Raw genomic sequence first — 24,474 nt, 5'->3', positions numbered from 1 at the left:
CACCGCCCCGTCAGACCCGCTTGCCGTCCCGCGCGTTGCCCGAAGGTTACGGATGGTAAGGACAACCGCGGGTTGATGTTTGGACAAAAAACTTGTGTCGGTGCAGAAATGCCCGTTCAGGCGCGGGGCTGAGTGGGAATCAAGGAGGCATGGTTAGTAACGCAGCGTATGGATCGGGTGGGGCCCCGGAGCGCCCCCCGGTGTCGGCGCTGCCCGAGTTTCTCCCGGCCGTGTCGTCCGGTGCCTCCTCGGGGCGCCTCCTGATGGGGCGTTACCACCTTGAGGAGCGGCTCGGGCGCGGTGGCATGGGAATCGTGTGGCGGGCGACCGACCAGCTCCTCGGGCGGCAGGTCGCCGTGAAGGAACTGGACCTCGAAGAGGGCCTGGACAGGGACGAGATCCGGCTCAGGCGGGAGCGGCTGCTCCGCGAGGGGCGGGCCGTCGCCGGGCTCGGGCACCAGCACATCGTCGTGGTGCACGACATCGTGCCCTGGGGCGAGCGGCCGTACATCGTCATGGAGTTGGTGGAGGGAGGCTCGCTCGCCGACCTCATCGCGCGGCGCGGGCCCGTGGAGGTGCGGGAGGCGGCGCGCATCGGGGCCGCGCTGCTCGACGCGTTGCACGCCGCGCACTCGGCCGGGGTGCTGCACCGTGACCTGAAGCCGGCGAACGTCCTGCTGGAGGCGGACACGGGCCGCGTGGTGCTCACCGACTTCGGCATCGCCCAGGTCGCCGGGGCCGCCACGCTGACCGAGACGGGCTCCTTCGTCGGGTCGCCCGAGTACACGGCCCCCGAGCGGATGTCGGGCGAGATCAGCGGCCCCTCGTCCGACCTGTGGTCGCTCGGCGCGCTGCTGTGCGCGGCGACGAGCGGCACGTCCCCCTTCCACCGGGACTCACTCGGCGGGGTGCTGCTCGCCGTCGTCTCCGGCGAGATACGCGTGCCCGAGCAGGCCGCACCGCTGTTCCCCGTGATCCAGGGCCTGCTGGAGCGCGACCCGGCGCGGCGCCTCGGGGCCGAGACCGCGGAGCGGATGTTACGGACCTTCGCCGAGACCGGGCGGATGCCCTCGACCCCCTCGGACCGCACACCCCGCGGCGGGCGCCCAGGAGGCCGGCTGCGCGGCCGGGTGCGGGCGCTGCGCAGGGTGTGCGGGGCCGGGCGCTCCAAGGCCCCCGCGGACACCGGGGCGACCCACCGGCTGCGGGGCGCGCGCCGCCTGGCGGCCCGGCGCCCGGGGCGGTTCGCGGCGCCCGCGGCCTGCGCCTCGTATCCGGTGGGCGCCCTGGCGAGGACCGTCCGCGGGCCCCAGCACGCGCTGCGGCGCGCCGCAGCCCGGCCGGTGCGGGCGGCACTGGTCGCGGGCGCGCTCGTGGTGGCGCTTGTCGCCGCCGGGGTGTCGTCGTCGATGCTGCTGCGCGGCCAGGGCGGCGGCCTGCCGCCCGCCACGCCTGGCGCGGTGACGGTCACGCTGCTTCCCTGAGCCGGAGTTCCTGAAGCAAAGCGGAGAGCAACGGTTCGCGCCGAACTGCTTGGCGCTCGGGGCGAGCCGTCCCCTAGGCTTCCGGGGACAGTTCGGCGTGTCGCGCCGATGCGAGCCGTCAGGGGAGGGCTTTGTCACGGTGTTGCATCCGCTTATGAACGGCTGTGGCAGGCAGGGCCCCAGGTAGCCAGGATGTGAACATGACGAACCACGGGGGAGAGCCTTCCGAACCGACCAGCTACGAGCTGCGGCCGCCGCAGGTGCCGCCGCAGGCGGCCCACGGAGCGCCGGGGCCGAGCGGGTACGGCCCTGCCGAGTCCGCCCAGCCGGCCGCCCCGGGCTCCCAGGGGCAGGGGGCGCCGGAGGGCGGCCGGCACGTGCCGCCGCCCCCGGCGGCCCCTGCCGGCGGCTACGGCCCCCCGTCCCACGCGCCCGCCCCCACCCAGGTGGCGTCCCCCTCGGGGACCGGCGCGGGTGACGGCACGGGACGGGTCGTCGGGGACCGCTACGAGCTGCTGGCACGGCTCGGCCACGGCGGCATGGGCACCGTGTGGCGGGCGAAGGACCGGGTGGTCCAGCGCGAGGTGGCGGTCAAGGAGCCGCGGCTGCCCGAGCATCTGAGCGAAGCCGAGCGGCAGACCGCGTACCAGCGCATGGAGCGCGAGGCGCGGGCCGCCGCGCGGATCGACCACCCCTCGGTGGTGACCGTGCACGACGTGGTCGTCGAGGGCGGCAGGCCCTGGGTGGTGATGGAGCTGGTGCGGGGCCAGTCGCTCGCCGACCGGCTCCAGGAGGGCACGCTCGACCCGCGCGAGGCGGCGGGCATCGGGCTCGCGGTCCTCGGGGCGCTCCAGGCCGCCCACGAGGCGGGGGTGCTGCACCGCGACGTCAAGCCGGACAACGTCCTGCTGGGCCGGAGCGACCGGGTGGTGCTGACGGACTTCGGCATCGCCCAGGTCGAGGGCGAGGCGCAGCTCACGGAGACGGGGGCGTTCGTCGGCTCGCCCGAGTTCATCGCGCCCGAGCGGGTGCTCGGACAGCGCCCGGGCTCGGCCTCCGACCTGTGGTCGCTCGGCGTGGTGCTGTACGCGGCGGTGGAGGGCATGTCGCCGTTCAGGCGCTCGCACACCCCCGCCACCCTCCAGGCCGTGCTGTCGGCGGAGCCCGCGAGCCCCAGCAGGGCCGAGGGCCCGCTGGCCATGGTCATCATGCAACTGCTGCGCAAGGACCCGCTGGCCAGGCCCGGGGTCGCCGAGGTGCGCGACGGGCTCAAGGCGGTGGCGGCGCCGACGGTACCGCGCACGGCCGTGCTGCCCCAGCCGCCGCGCAGCTCCCGCTGGCTGCCGCCCGCGCTCAAGGAGAGCCGCCGCGCCCGGTACGGGACGGGTGCGGGGGTGCTGGTCGTGGTGATCGCGCTGGTGCTGCTGCTGACCGATCCGTTCAGCTCGGAGCCGACGCTGCCGCACGGCTGGGAGACCCACCCCGAGAACGAGGCCGTGTCCGCCTCCCTGGGAATGCCGTCGGACTACCACAGGAGCGCGGACGAGGACAGCGGGATCGTCACCTTCACCGACCCCAGCGGCGTCTTCACCGTCTACCTGTCGCAGACGGACAACGCGGAACTCACCGACGACGACAACCCGGTCGCACCGACCGGCGCGGCGTGGGAGAAGTACTACAACGACGGCGGCGACATGGGCACCGACTTCAACGACGTCACCGCCAAGTCCCACAAGGTCACGCACCAGGGCCACACCGCCTGGGACATCACCGCCGACTACGTGTCCGGCTCCGACACCAGTGACGACAACCCGATCAGGCACCGCGACCACCTGCTGGTGATCCCGAAGGACCCGACGGGCAAGAAGAGCAAGGTGTACTGGAAGCTGGAGGTCGACATGCCCGCGAAGGGCTGGGCCAACAAGGACGGCGAGGAGCTGTTCGAGCACGCCGTCGACAACCTGGAGATCCAGGGCTTCTGACGCGGGCGCGCCGACAGTGCGCCGTGCTGAGCCGGACGGCCCCGTGCCGTCCGGCTCACGCCGTTCCGCGCCCCGCCTGCCCCCGGCCCGCCCGCGCCCCGCGTGCGGGGTGCTCGCGCGGGGTGTGCGGGGGGCGCGGGGGCATCACGGTTCATTCACACGTTCGGGGGAGCTTTCCGCTGCCCCTCGCTCCCCGCAATGTTGGGACAATGCGCTGATCAGCTTATTTGCTGCCAGTGGTCACTGGCGGGGTGTAAGTGGATGGTGAAGTCTGTTACCGCCGGGTACCCAAAAGCCCGGACCGGGCCTACTCTCACGCTCATGACGGACTCGCAGGCCACCGCAGCCGCCCGGGGCGCCACCGCGGGCGCACCCGGCGCACGGGATGTGAAGAGCGCCGCCAGGAATCCCGTCGCGCCCTCCCCCCGGGGCGCCCGTACCGCAGAAGACGTCGTCACGCCAGAACTGCTGGTCAGGCTCTCCCGCGGTGCCACCGGCTCCGAGCGCGTCACGAGCCTCGCCCCGCTCACCGGGGAGCCCCTGGCAGAGCTGCCCGCGGCCACCGCGCGCGACGTCGCGGACGCCTTCGCCGCGGCCCGCGCGGCGCAGCGCCCGTGGGCGGGAAGGACGCTGCGGGAGCGGGCCGCCGTCCTGCTGCGCTTCCACGACCTGGTGCTCGCCCGCCAGGCCGAGGTGCTCGACCTGATCCAACTGGAGACCGGCAAGGCGCGCGCGCACGCGCACGAGGAGGTGCAGGCCGTCGCCGTCACGGCCCGCCACTACGGGCGCTCCGCGGGCGCCTACCTGCGCCCCCGCCGCCGCCTCGGCGCCATCCCGCTGCTCACCCGCGTCACCGAACTGCGCCGTCCCCGCGGCGTGATAGGACAGGTGGCACCCTGGAACTACCCCCTCGAACTGTCCGTCGGCGACGCCCTGCCCGCCCTCGTCGCGGGCAACGCGGTCGTACTGAAGCCGGACAGCCAGACCGCGCTCACGCCCCTGTGGGCCAGGGACCTCCTGGTGGAGGCCGGGCTCCCGGAGGACGCGCTGCGCGTCGTCCTCGGCGAGGGCCCCGTGATCGGCCCCGAACTGCTGCGCCACGCCGACTACATCTCGTTCACCGGCTCCACCCGCACAGGCCGGGAGATCGCCACCGCAGCCGCGGCCAGGCTCACCGGCGTCAGCCTGGAACTGGGCGGGAAGAACGCCATGCTGGTGCTGCGCGACGCCGACCTCGACAAGGCCGCCGCGGGCGCCGTGCGCGCCTGCTTCTCCTCGGCGGGGCAGCTCTGCATCTCCATGGAGCGGCTGTACGTGCACGAGTCGGTCGCCGAGCGCTTCCTGGAGAGGTTCGTCGCACGCACCCGCGCCATGCGGCTCGGCCCCGCCCTCGCCTACGGCGCCGACATGGGCTCCCTCGCCGGGCCCCGGCAGCTCGACGCCGTCGTACGGCACGTGGACGACGCGGTCGCCAAGGGCGCCACGGTGCTCACGGGCGGCGCCGCGCGGCCCGACGTCGGCCCGTACTTCTACGAGCCGACCGTCCTCGACGGCGTCACCGACGCCATGGCGGTCTGCGCCGAGGAGACCTTCGGGCCGGTGGTCTCCGTCTACCGCTTCCGCGACGAGAGCGAGGCCGTCGCGCGCGCGAACGACTCCGCCTACGGGCTCAACGCCTCCGTCTGGTCACGGGACCCGGTACGCGCCCGCGCCGTCGCCACCCGGCTGCGCAGCGGCAGCGTCAACGTCAACGAGGGCTACGCCGCCGCCTACGGCAGCGTGGCGGCCCCGATGGGCGGTATGAAGGACTCCGGGCTCGGCCGCAGGCACGGGGCCGAGGGAATCCTCAAGTACACCGAGACGCAGACCGTGGCGCAGCAGCGGCTCATCCCCCTCGCCCCCGCCTTCGGGCTCGACGACGAGGGGTACGCGGCGTTCATGAGCACGAGTCTGCGCGTGATGAAGTCCCTGCGGCTGCGTTAGACAGGGCGGCGCCCCCGCCGCCGCCCCGCGGGACGGCGGCCCCCGGGGCCCGCCGGGCGGCGCCGTACCGGGTCAAGCACTGCTCAGCACGCCTTCAGCGAGGAGAGAGCCGGTGTCACAGGAGAACTCCGTCCGCAGGGCGCCCGATCGGGAACCCGGCCACCCCGACTACGACGTCATCGTCGTCGGCTCGGGATTCGGCGGCGCGGTGGCGGCGCTGCGCCTGAGCGAGAAGGGCTACCGCGTCGGTGTCCTTGAGGCCGGGCGCCGCTTCGCGCGCGGATCGCTGCCCAGGAACTCCTGGGACACCAAGAACTACCTCTGGGCGCCCTTCCTCGGCCTCTACGGCATGCAGCGCATCCATCTGCTCGGCAAGGTCATGGTGCTCGCGGGCGCGGGCGTCGGCGGCGGCTCGCTGATCTACGCCAACACCCTCTACGTGCCGCCGGCCGCGTTCTTCCAGGACCCGCAGTGGAAGGACATCACCGACTGGCAGGACGAACTCGCGCCCTACTACGACCAGGCACGCCGCATGCTCGGCGCCCGCCTCAACCCCACCATGACCCCCTCCGACGTCCATCTGAAGGCCACGGCGCGCGCGATGGGCGTCGGCGACACGTTCCACATGGCGCCCGTCGGGGTGTTCTTCGGCGACGGCAAGGACTCCGACGGCGCGGCGCGGGCCAAGCCGGGCGCGGAGGCCGACGACCCGTACTTCGGCGGGGCCGGACCCCGCCGCCGCGCCTGCATCGAGTGCGGCGAGTGCATGACAGGCTGCCGGCACGGCGCCAAGAACACCCTCTGCGAGAACTACCTGTACCTCGCCGAGCGCGCGGGCGCCGTCATCCACGCCATGACGTCCGTGGTCGCCGTCACCGAGGACGCCCGCGGCGGCTACGCCGTCAGGACGCTGCCGACCGACGACAAGCGCCGCGGCAGGGGGCGTACGTTCCGCGCCCGCCGGGTCGTCCTCGCGGCCGGCACCTACGGCACCCAGACCCTGCTGCACCGCATGCGCAGCAGCGGGCTGCTGCCGCGGGTCTCCGAGCGCCTGGGGGAGCTGACCCGTACCAACTCGGAGGCGCTGGTCGGCGCGGGCACCAGCGACCGGCGCTACCGCAAGCGGCACGGCGCGCGCCGCGCCGACTTCACCCGGGGCGTCGCGATCACCTCGTCGATACACCCCAACGAGAACACCCATATCGAGCCGGTCCGCTACGGCAAGGGCTCCAACGCGATGGGCGGCCTCACCGCGTCCCAGGTGCCCTACCGGGAGCGGCGCAGGATCGCGGGCTGGCTCGGGCACATCGCGCGGCACCCGTGGGCCGCGGTGCTCGCCCTCTCCAACCGGCGCTGGTCGGAGCGGACGATCATCTTCCTGGTGATGCAGTCCCTCGACAACTCCCTGACGACGTATCTGCGCACCCAAGGACCCGGCAAGGGGCTGCTCACCGCCCGGCAGGGGCACGGGGCGCCCAACCCCGGGCAGATACCCGAGGCCACGAGGGCCGCCACCCTGCTCGCGGAGGAGATCAACGGCTTCGCGGGCTCCAACGTCGGCGAGCTGCTCGGCACCCCGCTCACGGCGCACTTCCTCGGCGGCTGCCCCATCGGGGACTCCCCGCGCACCGGGGTGATCGACCCGTATCTGCGGCTGTACGGGCATCCGGGCATCTCGGTGGTGGACGGCTCAGCGGTGACCGCGAACCTCGGGGTCAACCCGTCGCTGACGATCACCGCCCAGGCGGAGCGGGCGATGGCGCTCTGGCCCAACAAGGGCGACGAGGACCCGCGCCCCCCGCAGGGCACCTACCGTCGGCTGCCGCCGGTGCCGCCCCGTTCCCCCGCGGTCCCCGAGGGCGCCTTCGCGGCCCTGCGGCTCGGCCCGCCGCGCGGGCGCGCCGCGAAGCCTGCGGAGGGCGCGGAGGGCGAAGAGGGCGCGGGCGCGGCGGGCTGACGGGCACGCGCGCATGTCGGCGGATGAGCGCTGCCCTTACAAGGCAGATGTCGGCGGGACGCGCACGCGCGCGTGGCGGCGAACGGCTTCACGCGCGCGTGCGCTTCGGGACGTACGGGGCAGACAGGGGGAGGGACCTGCACCCCCCTCCGAGCGCAGGTCCCTCCGTGTGGCCGCCGCGTCGTGCGCGGCGGGGTCTCAGCCGCGGCGGCGGCGTGCTCCGAACACCGCGGCGCCGCCCAGCGCCACCGCCAGGCCGCCGCAGACGCCCAGGGCGGGCAGCGCCGCCGGAGTGCCGGTCGCGGCGAGGCTGCCGCCGTCGGCGGCGTCGGACAGCGGCACGGGCCCGGCCGCGGACTTCGGGGTCGGGGAGACGGCGCCCGAGGGGCCCGCCGCGCTCGCGCCGCCGCCCTGGTGGCCGGGGGGCTGCTGGGTGCCGGGCCTGCCCACCGCGAAGCCGTGGGTGTCGCCGCCCGCGCGGCAGTCGCCGTCGGCGCCCGCGTACACGGCGCTCGTCAGCACGAACGACGCGCCGGGCGGCGCCTCGGCGGCGACCCTCACCCGCAGTGCCAGGGCCGCGGTGGCGCCCGCGTCGACATGGGGGAGGAACGAGACGAAGGTGCCGGGGAAGGTGTGCCGGTCGCCCCGGTCCTCGTACCAGTCCTGGAACGCGTCGGTCCAGGTGCCGTCGGCGGGGTTCCTGAACTGCATCTCGGCGAGGTCGAGTTGCAGGGACGCGCGCTCGTTCACCCCGTCCTCGTACTCCGTGATCGCCTGTACGTAGACGTCGTCCAGGGCGTGGCCCGTCCTGTTGTGGACGGAGAACGTGAACGGGTGCCAGCCGGAGCCCGCGGCGATGGTGCGCGGCAGCCCCTCGACGGCGACGGACAGCAGCGGGTCGACGGAGATGCCGGTGCAGTCGCCGGTGTCCCACGCGCGCGGGGAGCTGTCCGTTCCCGGGTCGGTCCTGCCGCGGGTGGGCGTGGGCGTGACGGTGACCGTCGGGTCGTCCTCGCCGCCGGGGCCGGGGGACGCCGCGTCCGAGGGCGTGCCCGGGGTGGTGGGGCTCGGGGAGCCGGTGCCCGGCGTGTCCGAGTCCGTGGGTGCCGTGGACGGCGTCGCCGGGGGAGTGTCCCCCGCCCCTTCCGCCTCTTCGCCCGCCCCCGGCCCTGCGTCGCCCTTTCCCGTCGGGAGGCTCGCCGTGCCCGACGCCGTGGGCGCCGCGAGCGCGCCGGGGGCCGTGAAGAGCACGACCGCGCCCAGCACGGACGCCGCCATGGCGGCGGTCGCGGCGCGGCGTGGATTCATCGGGACCTCGGGAATGTCCGGTGTACTGCGGTTGCGCGGTACGGGGATGGCCGTCGGGTGCGTTCTCGGGGTCATGCATGGGTGTGGTTTCGCCATGCATGACCTGCGCTTCCCGGCAATGGTTGCCCTGCACCCGGCACTTTTCGGGTGTGAGGTGCGTCACCTCGATGCGCCGGGGGCCGATCCGGAAATGGCCGAAAACATTCGATGGCCGTGTCGTCGGCGGTGGGGCGGCAGCGCCCGGCGAGCGCACGCGCGGGTGCCCTTCGGCGCCGACACGTGTGCGTGGAGGGGGTGTTGGGGAGGAAGCGGGCCGTCGGCCGGCCCCGGGCGTCCCCGGGGCCGGCCGCTCTCCTGGCCGACCGGAAGGCTGTCCCCTGCCGTCCGGTCGAGGGCCGGGGCGACGTCCCACGGCGCACGGCACGACCCGTGCGCCTCATCGCCCCGGACGTGGATCACGCCCGGTTCGTCCGGCCCGCCGCGCGTGGCGCGGGCGGCGCGGACACCGGGACCAACGAAGCCCGCCCGCGCCGGTCACGCTCCTTCCGGGTGAGTCCTGGACCGAACTCAGATGCGGCCGCGGCCCAGTTCGAGCAACGTCATCGCGAGCGTGGTGCCCGGCCTGCCCAGCTCCCGCGTGTAGCGGCCGACGATCTGCGTCTCGCGCGACAGGTTCACCCGGCGCCCGCCCGAGGCGATGCGCGACTGCTGCACGGCGGCCGAGGCCGCGGTGCGCTCCCGCACCAGCGCGATGATGCGTTCGTCGAGTTCGTCGATGCGGCTTCTGGTCGTCGTGATCGCCGCGGCGGCGGCCTCGGTGTGCGCGCCGGTGTCCGCGGGCCGCGTGCCCCCGGCCGCATCGGCGGTGCGCGGGGCGGCGGGGGAGTCCGGCGTGCCGGGGGCGTCGGGGGTGTGCTGGTTGCTCCGGGTGTCGTTCATGGTGGGCTCCTCGGGGGCGCTCGGTACGGGTGCGCGCTCCGGGACGGCCGGGTCCGGACAACGGCAGGCGCCCCGGACCGTGGTGGCCCGGGGCGCCTGGGGAATCGCTCGTCAGTGGTTCAGACGGCACGACCATGGCAGCCGGGGGGCCGGTTGCCATAGGTAAACCTGAAGGTTCGTGACGCGAACATGGGCCCATTATGCGCGGCGCCCACGGCGGCACGTCCCGCGGCCCGCATCGTGAGACACCGCGGGCGCCCGGCGGGCCCGGGGGAGTTATCCACAGGCCGGACGGGGTGCGGGCACGCCCCGTTAAACTCGACGCCGAGAGCGCGGGCCCCGCAGCATCCGGGACGCCCGCCCCCCCCAGCCCACCGCCGGAAGGCCGCCCGTGCCCGCAGCACCACCCGCCACCCACGACCCCGACACCGTCATCGTTGTCGACTTCGGCGCGCAGTACGCCCAGCTCATCGCCCGTCGCGTCCGCGAGGCCCGGGTGTACAGCGAGATCGTGCCGCACACCATGCCGGTCGCCGAGATCCTGGCCAGGAAGCCCGCCGCGATCATCCTCTCCGGGGGCCCCTCGTCGGTGTACGAGGACGGCGCCCCCGGCATCGACCCCGCCCTGTTCCACGCCGGGGTCCCGGTCTTCGGCATGTGCTACGGCTTCCAGCTCATGGCCACGACCCTCGGCGGCACCGTCGACAACAGCGGCGCGCGCGAGTACGGCGGCACCGCCCTCCGGGTCTCCCTGCCGGGCTCCACCCTCTTCGAGGGCACCCCCGCAGAGCAGTCGGTGTGGATGTCGCACGGCGACGCGTGCAGCGCCGCCCCCGAGGGCTTCGCCGTCACCGCCGCCACCGCGACCGTCCCGGTGGCCGCCTTCGAGGACGACGAGCGGCGGCTGTACGGGGTGCAGTACCACCCCGAGGTGATGCACACCACCCACGGCCAGCAGGTCCTGGAGCACTTCCTGTACCGCGGCGCGGGCATCGAGCCGACGTGGACGACGGGCAGCGTCATCGAGGAGCAGACCGAGGCGATCCGCGCCAGGATCGGCGGCAGCAGGGCGATCTGCGGGCTGTCGGGCGGGGTCGACTCCGCGGTCGCGGCCGCCCTGGTGCAGCGTGCCATCGGCCCCCGCCTGACCTGTGTGTACGTCGACCACGGCCTGATGCGCAAGGGCGAGACCGAGCAGGTCGAGAAGGACTTCGTGGCGGCCACCGGCGTCCGGCTGAAGATCGTCGACGCCTCGGAGCGCTTCCTGGCCGCGCTCAAGGGCGTCAGCGACCCCGAGGAGAAGCGGAAGATCATCGGCCGGGAGTTCATCCGGGTCTTCGAGCAGGCCCAGGCCGAGATCGTCGCCGCGGCCCCCGACGACGAGCCCGTCGAGTTCCTGGTCCAGGGCACCCTGTACCCCGACGTGGTCGAGTCCGGCGGCGGCACGGGCACGGCCAACATCAAGTCCCACCACAACGTCGGCGGCCTCCCCGACGACCTGGAGTTCCAGCTCGTGGAGCCGCTGCGGCAGCTCTTCAAGGACGAGGTCCGGATGGTCGGCGCCCAGCTCGGGCTGCCCGAGGAGATCGTCCAGCGGCAGCCGTTCCCCGGCCCGGGGCTCGGCATCCGCATCATCGGGGAGATCACCCGCGACCGCCTCGACCTGCTGCGCGAGGCCGACGCCATCGCGCGCGAGGAGCTGACGGCGGCGGGGCTCGACCGGGACATCTGGCAGTGCCCCGTGGTGCTGCTCGCCGACGTCCGCAGCGTCGGGGTCCAGGGCGACGGCCGCACCTACGGCCACCCCGTGGTCCTGCGCCCCGTCTCCTCCGAGGACGCCATGACGGCCGACTGGTCCCGGCTGCCGTACGACGTCCTGGCCCGGATCTCGACCCGTATCACCAACGAGGTCGCCGAGGTCAACAGGGTCGTGCTCGACGTGACAAGCAAGCCGCCGGGCACCATCGAGTGGGAGTGACGCCCGCGCGCGGCTGAGCCCCGGCGCGCGCGTCACCACGCGCCCCCGGGGCCCGCCCGCGTGCGCGGCGCGCGGTCACTCGGACGCGCTGCGCCCCCGGTCGGTCAGCAGCGACCAGATCACGAACAGCGCGATGCCGATGGACACGATCGCCCACACCGGCTGGTACGGCAGCCACATGAAGTTCGCGATCAGCGCGAGGGACGCGAAGAACACCGCGACCGCGCGCGCCCAGGGCGCCCGGGAGAGCACCCCGAGGCCGGTGACGGCCAGGGCGATACCGAGGGCCAGATGGACCCAGCCCCACGAGGACACGTCGAACTTGAAGGTGTACGTGCCCAGGCGCGTCCACACGTCGTCCTTGAAGATGCCCACGAAGCCGTTGAGGATGCCGATCACACCCTCGACCAGGAGCATCACCCCCGCGAACACGGTCCCGCCGGTCGCCCAGGCGCTGCGGGACGGGTGGGACCGGTGCGGGGGGTGCCGGGAAGTCGATACCTGAGCCATGAGTGCTCCTTCGACGGGGTGCGCGCGCATGGCGACGGGATGCACCCGTGCGTGCTGCCACCCGATTGAGTGTTAAGTGCGAGGTACCGCATTTCCGGCATTCAAACCATCTCGCCCATATCGGATGGGTGCCCCACTCCGGCGACAGCCGGGCCGCGGCCCCCGGCCCCCGGCGGCACTCCCGACCGGGTCCCACCTCACCACTACGGTGCACGATCTCCCCGGCACGGGCCGCGATCTTCCCGGCTCCTCGGCACTACGGCGCTCCGCCCCGGCACCCCGGGCCTCCGGCCCGTAACTCACCGAGGCCGGTCCCTCGGCTCCTCGCGCCCGCCCCCCGCGGCCGTACCGCCGGGGCCCCGCGCGCCGCCGCCCCCTTCGCCGTCCCTGAAGCCCCGCAGCACCACGGCCTTGACGTCGGCGAACTCCTCGTCGGTCAGCACGCCCTCGCGGTGGAGCTGCCCCAGCTCGCGCAGCCTGCGCAGCAGCACGTCATGGTGGTCGTCGCGGGGCGGGGCCGCGGGCCGCGCCGCGTCCAGCAGCATCTGTGCGAGCCCGGGCCGCGCGGTCGCCTGGGGCCGCAGCGTGGGGTGCGGGAGCCGTGCCACCACGGCCGCGGCCACCAGCGCCGTCAGCAGGTCGCGGCGGGCGCTGCCCCACAGGTCGAGCGCCCAGGGGTCCTCCTTGGGCGACCGCTTGATCAGCGACGACTCCGCCGTCACGAACCGCAGCACGCCGTTGTCGAGCCCCCGCTTCGGCAGCCACTCCACCGACAGCAGATCGGCGAGGTCGACGAGCCGCGGGTTCTCCTCCTTCTTGCTCCCGGAACTGGTGGACGCCCAGTCGATCCGCACCCGGGACCCGTCGAACGACACCGCCCCGTCGCTCGCCTGCACCGTCAGCGGCACCGCGGGCCCCGGCAGCAGATACCCGTCCGTGCGCCCCTTGGGCACCTGGTCGAGCAGCAGCGCCTGCCGTATCTCCTCCAGCACGTACTCCGCGGCCCCGGTGTGCTGCCTGTCCACCGGCAGCCGGTACGGATCGGAGTCCACGGGCAGCATGCCCCCGGTCGCCTGGAGCAGCGGGTCCGAGCCCTCCCGCAGGGTCAGCCTGAGCCTGCCCCGCTTGCCCTCCTGCTCGAAGGACACCCCGGAAACAGCCTCGATCGGTACGGTGACTTCCCCGTAGGTCTGCCGGAACAGCCCCGCGGAGCGGTGCGCCCCGGGAGCGATCCGTATGGTGGACCCGTCGAAGGCCCAGACGCCGCCCCGTTGGATGATCTCGGCCATACCGCGATTGTCCCAGCCCCCGCTCCGGACCGGTCCGGCTCTGCCGCCGCCGGACCTCCCGCGTGGCGCCGCCGTGCAGTACGGCACAATGCGGGATCGGCCACGGGGTGTTGGCGGAGCGGTCCGGGACGGGGCCACCAGGGCGCGCAGGGCGCGGAAGGCGGAGTTGACGCGTGGCAGTGCAGGAAGCTGAGCAGAGTACCCACGAGGGCGGCTGCACCTGCGGCGACTGCCCCCACGGGGTGCGGGAGGGGCACAGGCGCGCCGTCGCCGCGTTCGTCGCCAAGCGTGACGCGTTCGCCCGCGGCAAGGGGCTGCCGGGCGCGGTCGCGCACTCCACCGGCGCCTCCCGGCAGTGGGTGTCCGACGAACTCACCCAGTCCGCGGGCGAGGTCGCCGCGCGCAGCCGCGCCGAGAGCGACGCGTGGACCGCCGCCCTGCTGCCGCGGACCGTCTACACGGTGTGGGGCGCCACCCTGCTGCTGCTCCTTGTGCAGGCGCTCACCGCGATCGGCGCGGGCTGGACCAGCGCGCGCACCGCGGGGCTGCTCGCCGCCGCGGTCACCGCGGGCGCGCTGACCGCCGCCGCCTGGGTGCACCGCGCCAAGGGCGGCATCCTCGCCCCCCTGACCGGCGAGGACAACCGGCTGTCCACCTCGCGGGCCGTCGCCGCCTGCTGGGTGTTCCTCGCGGTCTTCTCGGTGCTCGTCCTCGCCGGTGAACTCGCCGGGGCGTCGGACCACGCCAGGCGCGACGACCTCATCGACGGGCTCGAACTCTCCCGGGGCGCCGGGGTGGTGACCGTGCTCGCGGTGGTCTGCGCGGTCGCGGTGCTGGTGCGGCGGGTGGTCGGCACCCGGCTGCGCACCGGGCGGCTCCAGAAGGTGCCTGCCGACCGGCCGCGCACCGCCGACCTGCTCACCGACGACTCCGGCGGCGCCGACTTCGCGGACACCCAGTACGTGCTGGTGAGCACGGTCGCGGTGGTCTTCGCCGCGGTGCGGCTCGCGCGCCGCCCGGAACAACTCCCCGACCTGCCGTGGGGCCTCGCACTGCTGGTGCTGGTGTCCGCCGCCACCTACCTCGTGGGCAAGTACGCGGAGGGCGGCCGTGCGGTGATCCTCTCCGTGGTCCGCGCCAGGGAGGCGGGCGACCTCGACGGGCCCATCCGCAACGGCGACGACATCGAGATCCGCGGCACCGGCTTCGTACCGCCTGGCGCCGAGCGCGCCGACCGGCTCGCCAGGACCGTGGTGCGGATCGGCACCGTCCACGTCCATGTGCCGCTGGTCCCGGTCGCGGGCGGCTTCTCCAACCCCACCGACACCGTGCTGACCGTGCCGGTGCCCGTCGAGGTGGAGCCGGGACGCGTCGACGTCCAGGTCGTCACCGCCGCGGGCACCGAGACCAACACCTGCGCGATCGACGTCACCAGCGACTGAACCCCTGCCCGGGGCCCGCGCCCGCGGCGGTGAGCGACCGCCCGCAGTGGCGGTGAGCGCCCCGCCGCCCGCATCCGTATGGTCCGGTGACGGCACTCGGCACGGGCAGGGAAGGCGGCGCGGGGCATGGCGCTCGGACGGAACGTGGACAATGAGAACACCTATCCCGACCGGCTCGACGGCGGCGGCCGGCGCCGCGGTGGCGGCACCGGGACACGCGCGCTGCTCGCGAGGCCGGGGGCCGCGCTGCTGCCGCTGCGGATCTTCCTCGGCGTCACCTTCGTCTACGCGGGCCTCGACAAGCTGACCGACAGCACCTTCCTCTCGGCGACCGGCTCGGGCTCACTCGGCGAGATGATGCACGCCGTACGGGACTCGGCTGCCGTCCCCGGCCTGGTGGACCTGGCGCTCAAGAGCCCGGAGGGCTTCGGCTACGCGATCGCCTTCGGGGAGCTTGCCGTGGGCCTCGGCGCGCTCTTCGGCCTGCTCACACGGATCGCGGCCGCGGGCGGCGCGCTGATCTCGCTGAGCCTGTGGCTGACCGTGAGCTGGTCGACAGAGCCGTACTACTACGGGAACGACCTGGTGTACCTGATGGCATGGCTGCCGCTGGTGCTCGCGGGCGCCCCGCTGCTCTCCCTCGACGCCGTCATCGCGGGCCGCCGCCGCACGCCGGGCGCCCTGGGCTGACGCCCCGCCCGGCTCCCGACGGCGCAGGACGCCCGGCCGGGAGCGCGCGCGAGTCACCACCCCTCGGCTGTGTCCTCCGCGTTGTTCGCGTTCTCCGCGTTCTCCGCGTTGTTCGCGCGTCGGCGCGCGCGCCGTATCCGATGCCGTATGGCGCCGGTCACCATGCCCACCACGGCGGCCAGGCACAGGCCCCCGATCACGGTCGGCAGCGCGGCGAACCAGAGGGTGTCCCACCAGCCCGCGGCGTCGCCCGCGTACGCGAGCGCGACGCCGATCAGGAACAGGCCCGCCACCAGCCTCCCCGGCTGGAACTCATGACGCATCGCGGGTCACCTCCGCTTGTCCGATGCCGACGTCCACCCGCAGGGACACCGTGCCGTGGCTCTTCATCCCGGCCGGAGGGGACAGCTCCAGCCGCTTCTCCTTGCCCGGCGCCACGTCCACGTCCTTGCTGTCGTCGCCGGGCAGTTGGATGTCCCCCACGCCCACATGGACGTAGAGCCGTACGGCCATGTCCTTCGGTATGACGATCTTCGCCCGCCCGACGCCGACCTTCACCTCCGAGGTCAGCGTGGCGCCGTCCTGCGGCTTGAGGCGGCGCAGGTCGAGGGTGCCGACTCCGGTGCCCAGGTCGTAGTGGCGGTGCAGGCCCGAGGCGGAGGACGGGGACCAGGTGGTGCGCATCCAGTCCGTGGTCACGTTGTCCGGGAGCGCCGCGGCGCCCGTGAGCAGCCCCGCCGTGATCACCGCGAGCACGATGGAACCGCCGCCGGTCCTGCCCAGCATCGCGCTCAGCGCGATCCCGACGCCGAACGCGCCCAGCGCGCAGGCCAGTCCCGTCTCCAGGCTGGTGCCGAGCGGCTCGCGGTCCCAGGTAAGACCGGTGCCGAGCGCCGCGCCCGCCACCGCGAGCAGGAACACGAGGCCGCCGATCCAGCGCGGCCCGCGGGTCTCCGCCGGGGCCCGCTCGGGCCGCCCGGGGGGCCGCCTGCCGCGCGCGATGTTCATCGCCGCCGCCACGTCACGCGCCGTCGAGGGCCCCCACAGATAGCCCGTGCCCCCCACGTGCGTACCGTCCTTGACGATCGGGCCGCGCCACCACGAGGCCGCCGACGCCACCACGGGCGGCGCCTGCGCCTCCGGCGGGGCGTCGGCCGCGGCCTGGGCCGCCAGCGGATCGGGGTCGGGGGCGCTGCGCTGCCGCGACCAGTAGCCGGCCCCCGCGAGCAGGAGGGCGAGGGTGGCGCCGAAGGAGAGGACGGCCGCGTTGTTCAGCATCGACAGCAGCAGCCCGCAGCCGACGAGGGCGCACAGCACCGCCGTGAGCGCCGGGCCGTCCACCCGCCCGGACAGCAGCCTGCGCGCCTCGTTCTCGTCGTCGTCCGCGTACGGCAGCGCCAGCCAGGCGACGCCGTAGAAGATCAGCCCGAGCCCGCCGGTGACGGACAGCACGGCGAGCACGACGCGGAAGATGACCGGGTCGATGTCGCAGTGCCGCCCGAGACCGGCGCACACGCCCGCGACCACCTTCTGCTCCCGGTCGCGCCGGATGCCCAGCAGCGCCTGGGCGGCACGCCTGCCGCCGCCGCCCGGTGGCATGTCCGAGGGCGGCGCGTCGGATGGCCCCCGGGCCGCGCCGGGACCCTGGGCCGCCGCGGGGGGCTGCTGATCCGTCATACGTCCATGGTGACGGCCGCGGCCGCCCCGCGGCATGCGGGACTACCCTGGCCCGACCCTGAGATCTCCCGGAGCCGCCCACAGGACATGCCGGGGCCACGGTCCGTGACAGCACCGGGGCGCCGCGGCGGCGAACACGACCGTCCGCCGCGGCGGCGAACACGACCGTCCGCCGCGGCGGCGACCACGACCGCCGTACGAGATCACGCTCCGGGAGGTCTAGGGGTTCAACCCTGATGCCCGGTCCGCCGCGGCCATGTGACGATCGGACCATGCCGGATGCCGCGACCGTGACCACCGAGGACCCGCGGCCCCCGCGCAAGCTCTACCGCAGCGGCGACGGCCGTTGGCTCGGCGGGGTCGCGCGGGGGCTTGCGGGCCATCTGGGCCTGCCCGTGATGTGGGTCCGGATCATCTTCGTCGGACTCGTCACCGCCGACGGCCTCGGTGCCCTGCTCTACGCCGCCTTCTGGTTCTTCGTACCGCTCGGCGTCGGCGGCGTCGGCGGCCAGCGGCCCGCCGCGCTCTTCACCGAGACCGCGCCCGACGGCCGCCGCAGACTCGTCGCGCGCAGGCCCGACAAGGGCCAGATCGTCGCCCTGCTCGCCATGATCGTGGTGGCGGGCGTCTTCGTCGGCAACGTCAACATCGGCGGCCCCGCCAAGGCGTACCTGTGGCCCACCATCCTGGTCGGCGCGGGCGTCGCCCTCGTCTGGCGGCAGGCGGACAACGCCAGGCGCGCCCGCTGGATGGAGGTCGGCCGCAGGCGCAGGACGCTCACCTTCGCGCGCACGGCGGCCGGGGTGCTCCTCGTCGGCACCGGGGTCTCCGGCATCTTCGTCCTCCAGGGCTCCGCCGAGCACCTCGGCGCCGTCCTCCAGGCGTCGCTCGCGGTGTTCGTCGGCATCGCCCTGCTCGCCGGGCCGTATCTGGTGCGGATGACACAGGACCTGTCCACGGAGCGGCTGATGCGCATCAGGGCGCAGGAGCGCGCCGAGGTCGCCGCGCACGTCCACGACTCCGTCCTGCACACCCTCACCCTGATCCAGCGCAACGCCGACAGCGCCGGGGAGGTGCGCCGCCTCGCCCGCGCCCAGGAGCGCGAGCTGCGGGCCTGGCTCTACAAGCCGGAGGGATCGGGCGCCTCGGAGGAGGAGGGCCCCAGCACCCTCGGCGAGGCGGTGCGCCGCCATGCCGCCGAGGTCGAGGACAAGCACGGCGTGCCGATCGAGGTGGTCGTCGTGGGAGACTGCCCGCTCGACGAGAAACTGGTGGCGCAGACCCAGGCCGCGCGGGAGGCGATGGTCAACGCGGCCAAGTACGGTGGCGAGGGCGGCGCGGTGCAGGTCTTCGCCGAGGTCGAGGGGGACACGGTCTTCGTCTCCGTAAGGGACCACGGGCCCGGCTTCGACCTGGGCTCGGTGCCGGCCGACCGCATGGGCGTACGGGAGTCGATCATCGGCCGCATGGAGCGCAACGGCGGCAGGGCGCACCTGAGGGCCGCCCCGGGCGGCGGCACGGAGGTCGAGCTGACGATGGAGAGAGCGGAGAAGACGGGATGAGCGACGCGACCGAGGCGGGCGGCGGCGCACGGGGCGAGCAGCCGGGGGACGGCGCCGGGCGGCGGGTGCGGGTCGTCCTCGTCGACGACCACCGCATGTTCCGTACGGGGGTGCGGGCCGAGATCGGCGTGACCGAGCGCACCGGAGTCGAGGTGGTCGGCGAGGCCGCCGACGTCGACCAGGCGGTCACCGTGATCAAGTCGAGCCGCCCCGAGGTGGTGCTCCTCGACGTGCACCTGCCGGGCGGCGGCGGTGTCGAGGTGCTGCGCCGCTGCGCCCCGCTGATGTCCGACGCGCAGGACCCGGTGCGCTTCCTCGCGCTGTCCGTGTCCGACGCCGCCGAGGACGTCATCGGCGTCATCAGGGGCGGCGCCCGCGGCTACGTCACCAAGACCATCACCGGCACCGACCTCGTCGCGTCGATCTTCCGGGTGCAGGAGGGCGACGCGGTGTTCTCGCCGCGGCTCGCCGGGTTCGTGCTGGACGCGTTCGCCTCCACCGACGCCCCGCCCGTGGACGAGGACCTGGACCGGCTCACTCAGCGCGAGCGCGAGGTGCTGCGGCTGATCGCGCGCGGTTACGCGTACAAGGAGATCGCCAAGCAGCTCTTCATCTCGGTGAAGACGGTCGAGTCGCATGTCTCCGCGGTGCTGCGCAAGCTCCAGCTCTCCAACCGGCACGAGTTGACCCGCTGGGCGACCGCGCGCCGCCTCGTCTGACCCGGCGCGGTACGGGCCCCGGGTGACGGGCGCGCGCTCCGGCGCACTCGAAAACTTTCGGGGTGGGGCCTATGCTTGCTCGTCGTGCGTGATGACGAGGGGACGGGGCGCGTCACTCTGGCTCAAGTGGCGGCGCAAGCGGGGGTTTCGATCTCCACCGTGTCAAAAGTGCTCAACGGCCGTCAGGATGTGTCGCCGCCGACTCGTCAGAAGGTGGAGCGCCTCCTGGAGAGCCATGCGTACCGACGTACGCCGCGCTCCGCGTGGGAGGCCCCGCTCATCGAGATCGTCTTCCACGAGCTGGACAGCATCTGGGGCATGGAGCTGATCCGCGGTGTGGAGAACGTGGCGAAGGCGAACAACGCGAGCGTGGTGCTGACCGAGTCGGGCACCCGCCACTCGCCGGGCGCCGACTGGGTCGCCGGGGTGGTACAGCGCCGTCCGGTGGGCGTGGTGCTGGTGTTCTCCTCACTGCCGCCCGCGCTGAAGAAGCAACTGCGCTCCCGCTCCATCCCGTTCGTGATAGTCGACCCGGCGGGCGACCCCGACCCCGACGTGCCCTCGGTGGGCTCGGCCAACTGGTCGGGGGGCCTCGCCGCCACCCGGCACCTCATCGAGTGCGGGCACCGCCGCATCGGCATCATCACCGGCCCCCGCGACATGCTCTGCTCCATGGCCAGGCTGGACGGCTACCGCTCGGCCCTCAGCATGGCCGGGATCGAGGCCGACCCCTCGCTTGTCGCCTTCGGCGACTTCCACGTCGAGGGCGGCCGGGCCCGCGCGGTGGAGATGCTCAGCCGCCCCGACCGGCCCACCGCGCTCTTCGCGGGCAGCGACCTCCAGGCGCTCGGGGTGCTTGAGGCGGCCAGGGTCGCGGGCCTCCGCGTCCCCCACGACCTGTCCGTGGTCGGCTACGACGACGTGCCGCTCGCCCAGTGGTCGAGCCCCGCGCTCACCACCGTGCACCAGCCGCTGCGGCAGATGGCCGAGGAGGCGGCCCAGATGCTCGTACGGCTGCGCACCGACGAGAGCGTCAACACCCGCCTCGAACTGAACACCAGACTCGTCGTCCGCAAGAGCACCGCGCCCCCGGCCGAGACCGCCGGCTGAGCGTTCCGCGGGGGCGGACGCGCGGACCGGGCGCGGCGGGCCGGGACGGGACCGACGCCCGATCGGCCGCCACGCGCGCGCACGCGCGTAGGAGCGCGACCGGGTACACGCGCGCGTGCCCGCGCCGGGCCATACGCGTGTGTGTCGGCGCAGGGTCATACACGCGCGTGTCGGCTGCCCCCCGCCCCCACCACGACCAGCACCTTCCCGACCGTGGCTTCGAAATTTTCGATAGCAGCCATATTCATGGAAGCGCTTCCGGTTCCAGCGGCCTCCGAAAGATCCCAAGTATCCGCAGTTCAAGAGAGCCTTAAGAGGCGACGGGCGACCTAAAGTCTCCGAAAGATTTCCGGTACGTAACGTTGACCGTGTCGACCGAGGCCGGGCATACTCCGATCGGTCGTTACTCAGCGCCACAGCACCATCGCACTCGGGCCGGATGCGCGGCGGCACCCCACGTACCGCGGCGGAATCCCCGCTCGACGGCCCGCCCATGCCATCCGCCGGGCCGCCCCGCGCCCGGCCCTCATGGACGCCCCTCACGGACGCCCCCACGGACGAAGGGACAGCAATGACCGAGCAACCCCCCTCAGGGCGCAGACGCCTGTCCATACGGGCCCTGCGCGGCGCGCTGGGCGTCGGCCTCGCGAGCGTGCTCGCCTCGGCCGGGCTCGTGGCGCTCTCCGCCCCCGCCCAGGCGGCCGACAATCTCGGCGACGCCGCCGCGGCCTCGGGCCGCTACTTCGGCACCGCCCTGGCCACCGGCCACCTCGGCGAGCAGGACTACGCCGCCACCGCCGACCGCGAGTTCAACATGGCGACCCCCGAGAACGAGATGAAGTGGGACGCCACCGAGAGCAGCCGCGGCAGCTTCAACTTCTCCGGCGGCGACCAGATCGTCCAGCACGCCACGGCCGCGGGCATGCAGGTGCGCGGCCACACCCTGGTCTGGTACTCGCAGCTCCCCGGCTGGGTCAGCGGCCTCGGCGCCACCGACCTCCAGTCGGCCATGGACAACCACATCACCACGCTGATGCAGCACTACGCGGGCGAGATCTACGCGTGGGACGTCGTCAACGAGGCGTTCCAGGACGGCGGCAGCGGCGCCCGGCGCCCCTCGCCCTTCCAGGACAAGCTCGGCGACGGCTACATCGAGCACGCCTTCAGGACCGCGCGCGCCGCCGACCCCGGCGCCAAGCTCTGCTACAACGACTACAACATCGACGGCGTCAACGCGAAGAGCACCGCCGTCTACAACATGGTCAAGGACTTCAAGTCCCGCGGCGTGCCCATCGACTGCGTCGGGTTCCAGGGCCACTTCAACCCGCAGTCCCCCGTCACCTCCGACTACCAGCAGAACCTGGAGCGCTTCGCCGCGCTCGGCGTCGACGTCCAGATCACCGAGCTGGACATCGAGGGCTCGGGCAGCGCCCAGGCCGACAGCTACCGCAAGGTCGTCACCGCGTGCATGGCCGTCGAGCGCTGCAACGGCATCACCGTCTGGGGCGTCACCGACAAGTACTCGTGGCGCAGCGGCGGCACCCCCCTGCTGTTCGACGGCAACTACCAGAAGAAGCCCGTGTACGACGCCGTGCTCCAGGCGCTCGGCGGCACCCCGGGCGGCGACCCCGGTGACCCCGGCGACGACCCGGGCGACCCGGGCAGCGCCGCATGCACCGCCACCTACGCCGAGACCCAGCGCTGGGGCGACCGCTTCAACGGGCAGATCACGGTGCGCGCGGGGGACTCGGCGATCAGCGACTGGACGGTCCGCGTCACCCTGCACTCCCCGCAGACGGTGCCGACCACCTGGAACGGACAGGCGAGCTACGACGGCTCGGTGCTGACCATGAGGGCCAACGGCAACGGCAGCCTGGGCGCCGGGCAGTCGACGACCTTCGGCTTCACGGTCATGGCCAACGGCAACTGGTCGGCCCCGGCGGTCGCCTCCTGCACGGCGACCTGACCCCTGGGGCGCCCGCCGGTACTCCCCTGCCGGCCGGCGAGGAGCGCGGCGCGACGGCAGCCACCGCCGCGCCCGCACCGCTTCGCGACCGGCGCGGCGCGCGCCGCCATCCCGCGCGCCGCGCCGGTTTCAGGCCACCCGGGCGGCACCGGCGAACGGCATCGAGTCGACCGGCGCGAAGCTCACCGTGGAGCCGGGGCTCGGCGCGTGGATGACCCTGCCGCCGCCCACGTAGATCCCCACGTGGCTGACGCCCGAGTAGTAGAACACCAGGTCGCCCGGGGCGAGCTGGGAGCGCGGGACGCGGTGGCCCGCGTTGATCTGGGCGTAGGTCGTGCGCGGCAGCGCGACGCCCGCCGCGCGGTACGCGGCCTGGGTGAGCCCCGAGCAGTCGTACGCGTGCGGGCCCGAGGCGCCCCAGACGTAGGGGCTGCCGACCGCGCGGTAGGCGTAGGCGACGGCGGCGGAGGCCCGTGAGCTGCCCGCGGCGGGCGCGCCGCCCTCCCGCGCCGCGGCGGGGACGCCCTCGGCGGCGGGGGCGTCGGCGCCCCGGCCGCGGCCGACACGGTTGCGTTCCCTGGCCGTCAGCCGGGACAGCAGCTCCCTGGCCTCGGTCAGCTTGCCGCCGATGGTCTTCTTGCGGCGCTTCAGCTCGCCCTGGCGCTTCCTGAGCGTGCTTGTCTGCTTCTTCGCCTCGCTGCGCAGCCCGTCCACGGCGGCCTGCTCGCGGGCGAGTGAGCGCAGCTTCCCCGCCTGGCCGCGCCCGGCGCGCTCGGCGAGCGAGGTGCGCTCCAGATAGCGGTCGGGGTCGGGCGACAACGCCAGGCGCACATAGGGCGCGAGGGTGCCCTCGCGGTACTGCGCGGCGGCGGTGGAACCGAGGTCGTCGCGCAGCGAGTTGACCCGGTCCGTCCTGCGGGCCGCCTCGTCGCGGAGGTCGTCGAGGCGCGCCTCGGCCTTGTCGGCCTTCTCCTTGGCGCCGTTGTAGCGTTCTGTCGCCGCCTCGGCGTCGTGGTAGAGCGACGCGACGCGCGCCCTCACCTCGGCGGGCGAGGCGGGCGCGGCCTGCGCGGGCTCGTCGAGGGCGGCGGCGGCCGCCGCCCCGGCGAGGGCCAGGGTGACGGCGGCGCGCAGTGTCCGGCCGCTGACGTGGCGCTGTTTTCGTTTGCGGTGCGCTGCCAAAGGGGCTGCACGTCCTCTCGTCCTCCCGGGCGGCCTCGTACGGCCTCGGCCTCGGCCCGCCCGTGCGGCGGCCGGTCGCCGCCCCGTGCGGACGGCAGTGGGCATCCGGTCGCCCGACACAGGACCGTAGGACGGACCGTGACGCCACTGTTACCCGGTGTGTGCAAATGACCGCAGGAGATCAGGACATGAGCGGGGTTGATGGGTTCGATGGAGTGAAGTGGTGCCTTTATTCGGCCGGGTGACCGAAGCGACCCTCGGTAACAGCGGGTGTCCGGGCCGGGCGCCGCCGCGGCGGGGGCCCTCGAAGGGGTCCTGAAGCGGGCGTTTAGGCTCCGGATATGGACGTACTCATCCACCTCTTCGTCGGCCTGCACATCATCGGCATCGCCTCGCTCCTCGGCGGCTTCCTCACGCAGATGAAGGCCATGCGGGAGGGTACGGCCCGCTTCAACGCCGCCATGCTGCACGGTGCGCTCACCATGCTCGTCACCGGCGCCGTGCTGGTCGGCCTCAACCAGGCCGACGACAGCCCCGTGAACAACGTCAAGATCGGCGTCAAGCTCGCGGTGCTGATCGTCATCCTCGGCCTCGTCTATGTGAAGCGCGACGACGAGAAGGCCGAAACCCCCCTCTTCGGCCTCGTGGGCCTGCTCACGACGGCCAACATCTTCATCGCCGTGCTGTGGACCTGAC

At 73.8% G+C, this 24,474-nt stretch carries 18 protein-coding genes and 1 pseudogene; 12 read left to right on the top strand and 7 right to left on the bottom strand.

Annotated features, from left to right (window positions below; all coding sequences use genetic code 11):
* The first annotated feature begins 263 nt into the window (after positions 1–263).
* The 4 genes from ACIBIW_RS03345 to ACIBIW_RS03330 all read left to right on the top strand — a co-directional run bounded on the left by ACIBIW_RS03345 (position 264) and on the right by ACIBIW_RS03330 (position 7,406).
* Positions 264–1,484, top strand: coding sequence for a serine/threonine-protein kinase (locus ACIBIW_RS03345; protein ID WP_399331369.1), 1,221 nt, complete (start codon positions 264–266; stop codon positions 1,482–1,484).
* A gap of 200 nt (positions 1,485–1,684) precedes the next feature.
* Positions 1,685–3,466 (top strand): serine/threonine-protein kinase, encoded by a 1,782-nt coding sequence (locus ACIBIW_RS03340; protein WP_399331367.1) that lies wholly within the window; start codon positions 1,685–1,687, stop codon positions 3,464–3,466.
* 321 nt (positions 3,467–3,787) lie between these two features.
* Positions 3,788–5,449: a succinic semialdehyde dehydrogenase gene (locus ACIBIW_RS03335; RefSeq protein WP_399331365.1), complete on the top strand. Its 1,662-nt coding sequence runs from the start codon at positions 3,788–3,790 to the stop codon at positions 5,447–5,449.
* Positions 5,450–5,561: 112 nt separating this feature from the next.
* Positions 5,562–7,406, top strand: coding sequence for an FAD-dependent oxidoreductase (locus ACIBIW_RS03330; protein WP_399331363.1), 1,845 nt, complete (start codon positions 5,562–5,564; stop codon positions 7,404–7,406).
* Positions 7,407–7,604: 198 nt separating this feature from the next.
* Here the strand turns inward: ACIBIW_RS03330 and ACIBIW_RS03325 are convergent, their stop codons facing one another.
* Positions 7,605–8,714, bottom strand: a complete 1,110-nt coding sequence (locus ACIBIW_RS03325) for a hypothetical protein (RefSeq protein WP_399331361.1) — start codon at positions 8,712–8,714, stop codon at positions 7,605–7,607.
* Between the two features lie 567 nt (positions 8,715–9,281).
* Complete coding sequence (locus ACIBIW_RS03320; RefSeq protein ID WP_399331359.1) at positions 9,282–9,653, bottom strand: chorismate mutase; 372 nt, start codon at positions 9,651–9,653, stop codon at positions 9,282–9,284.
* 391 nt (positions 9,654–10,044) lie between these two features.
* Here ACIBIW_RS03320 and guaA point away from each other — a divergent pair, with 391 nt between their 5' ends.
* Entirely contained in the window at positions 10,045–11,631 is a 1,587-nt protein-coding gene (gene guaA / locus ACIBIW_RS03315; protein ID WP_399331357.1) for a glutamine-hydrolyzing GMP synthase, read from the top strand.
* A 75-nt stretch (positions 11,632–11,706) separates the two neighbouring features.
* Here guaA and ACIBIW_RS03310 read toward each other — a convergent pair whose 3' ends face one another.
* The gene (locus ACIBIW_RS03310; protein ID WP_399331355.1) at positions 11,707–12,141 is read right to left on the bottom strand and encodes a hypothetical protein; all 435 of its coding nucleotides are present in this window, start codon (positions 12,139–12,141) and stop codon (positions 11,707–11,709) included.
* A gap of 299 nt (positions 12,142–12,440) precedes the next feature.
* Positions 12,441–13,430, bottom strand: coding sequence for a DUF4429 domain-containing protein (locus tag ACIBIW_RS03305; protein WP_399331353.1), 990 nt, complete (start codon positions 13,428–13,430; stop codon positions 12,441–12,443).
* Positions 13,431–13,603: 173 nt separating this feature from the next.
* Here ACIBIW_RS03305 and ACIBIW_RS03300 point away from each other — a divergent pair, with 173 nt between their 5' ends.
* Together ACIBIW_RS03300 and ACIBIW_RS03295 are read left to right on the top strand one after the other, a co-directional pair.
* Positions 13,604–14,872: a hypothetical protein gene (locus ACIBIW_RS03300; RefSeq protein ID WP_399331351.1), complete on the top strand. Its 1,269-nt coding sequence runs from the start codon at positions 13,604–13,606 to the stop codon at positions 14,870–14,872.
* Positions 14,873–14,998: 126 nt separating this feature from the next.
* Entirely contained in the window at positions 14,999–15,562 is a 564-nt protein-coding gene (locus ACIBIW_RS03295) for a DoxX family protein (RefSeq protein ID WP_399331349.1), read from the top strand.
* A 53-nt stretch (positions 15,563–15,615) separates the two neighbouring features.
* Here the strand turns inward: ACIBIW_RS03295 and ACIBIW_RS03290 are convergent, their stop codons facing one another.
* Positions 15,616–15,885 (bottom strand): hypothetical protein, encoded by a 270-nt coding sequence (locus ACIBIW_RS03290; protein WP_399331347.1) that lies wholly within the window; start codon positions 15,883–15,885, stop codon positions 15,616–15,618.
* On the bottom strand, positions 15,875–17,239 hold the full coding sequence (locus tag ACIBIW_RS03285; protein ID WP_399331345.1) for a PspC domain-containing protein: 1,365 nt from the start codon (positions 17,237–17,239) through the stop codon (positions 15,875–15,877). Before ACIBIW_RS03285 ends, ACIBIW_RS03290 begins: the two co-directional genes overlap by 11 nt.
* 272 nt (positions 17,240–17,511) lie before the next feature.
* Here ACIBIW_RS03285 and ACIBIW_RS03280 point away from each other — a divergent pair, with 272 nt between their 5' ends.
* From ACIBIW_RS03280 to ACIBIW_RS03265, 4 genes and pseudogenes are all read left to right on the top strand, one after another.
* Positions 17,512–18,801 carry a PspC domain-containing protein gene (locus ACIBIW_RS03280; protein WP_399331343.1) on the top strand — a complete coding sequence of 430 codons (1,290 nt, stop codon included), beginning with the start codon at positions 17,512–17,514 and terminating at the stop codon, positions 18,799–18,801.
* A complete protein-coding gene (locus ACIBIW_RS03275; protein ID WP_399331341.1) occupies positions 18,798–19,520 on the top strand; it encodes a LuxR C-terminal-related transcriptional regulator in 723 nt (240 codons plus the stop codon). Before ACIBIW_RS03280 ends, ACIBIW_RS03275 begins: the two co-directional genes overlap by 4 nt.
* 39 nt (positions 19,521–19,559) lie before the next feature.
* Positions 19,560–20,630: pseudogene (locus ACIBIW_RS03270) on the top strand (LacI family DNA-binding transcriptional regulator); the annotation flags it as partial.
* Between the two features lie 571 nt (positions 20,631–21,201).
* Entirely contained in the window at positions 21,202–22,596 is a 1,395-nt protein-coding gene (locus tag ACIBIW_RS03265) for an endo-1,4-beta-xylanase (RefSeq protein ID WP_399331339.1), read from the top strand.
* 129 nt (positions 22,597–22,725) lie between these two features.
* Here ACIBIW_RS03265 and ACIBIW_RS03260 read toward each other — a convergent pair whose 3' ends face one another.
* Positions 22,726–23,778 (bottom strand): NlpC/P60 family protein, encoded by a 1,053-nt coding sequence (locus ACIBIW_RS03260; protein WP_399331337.1) that lies wholly within the window; start codon positions 23,776–23,778, stop codon positions 22,726–22,728.
* A 341-nt stretch (positions 23,779–24,119) separates the two neighbouring features.
* On the opposite strand from ACIBIW_RS03260, the gene ACIBIW_RS03255 reads away from it, so the two are divergent.
* Positions 24,120–24,473 (top strand): hypothetical protein, encoded by a 354-nt coding sequence (locus ACIBIW_RS03255; protein WP_399331335.1) that lies wholly within the window; start codon positions 24,120–24,122, stop codon positions 24,471–24,473.
* Position 24,474 lies beyond the last annotated feature (1 nt).

This window comes from Streptomyces sp. NPDC050560 (assembly GCF_044457285.1).
GTDB lineage: Bacteria > Actinomycetota > Actinomycetes > Streptomycetales > Streptomycetaceae > Streptomyces.
Note: the sequence above shows the minus strand (reverse complement) of the source record. Positions and strands in the feature narration are given on the sequence as shown.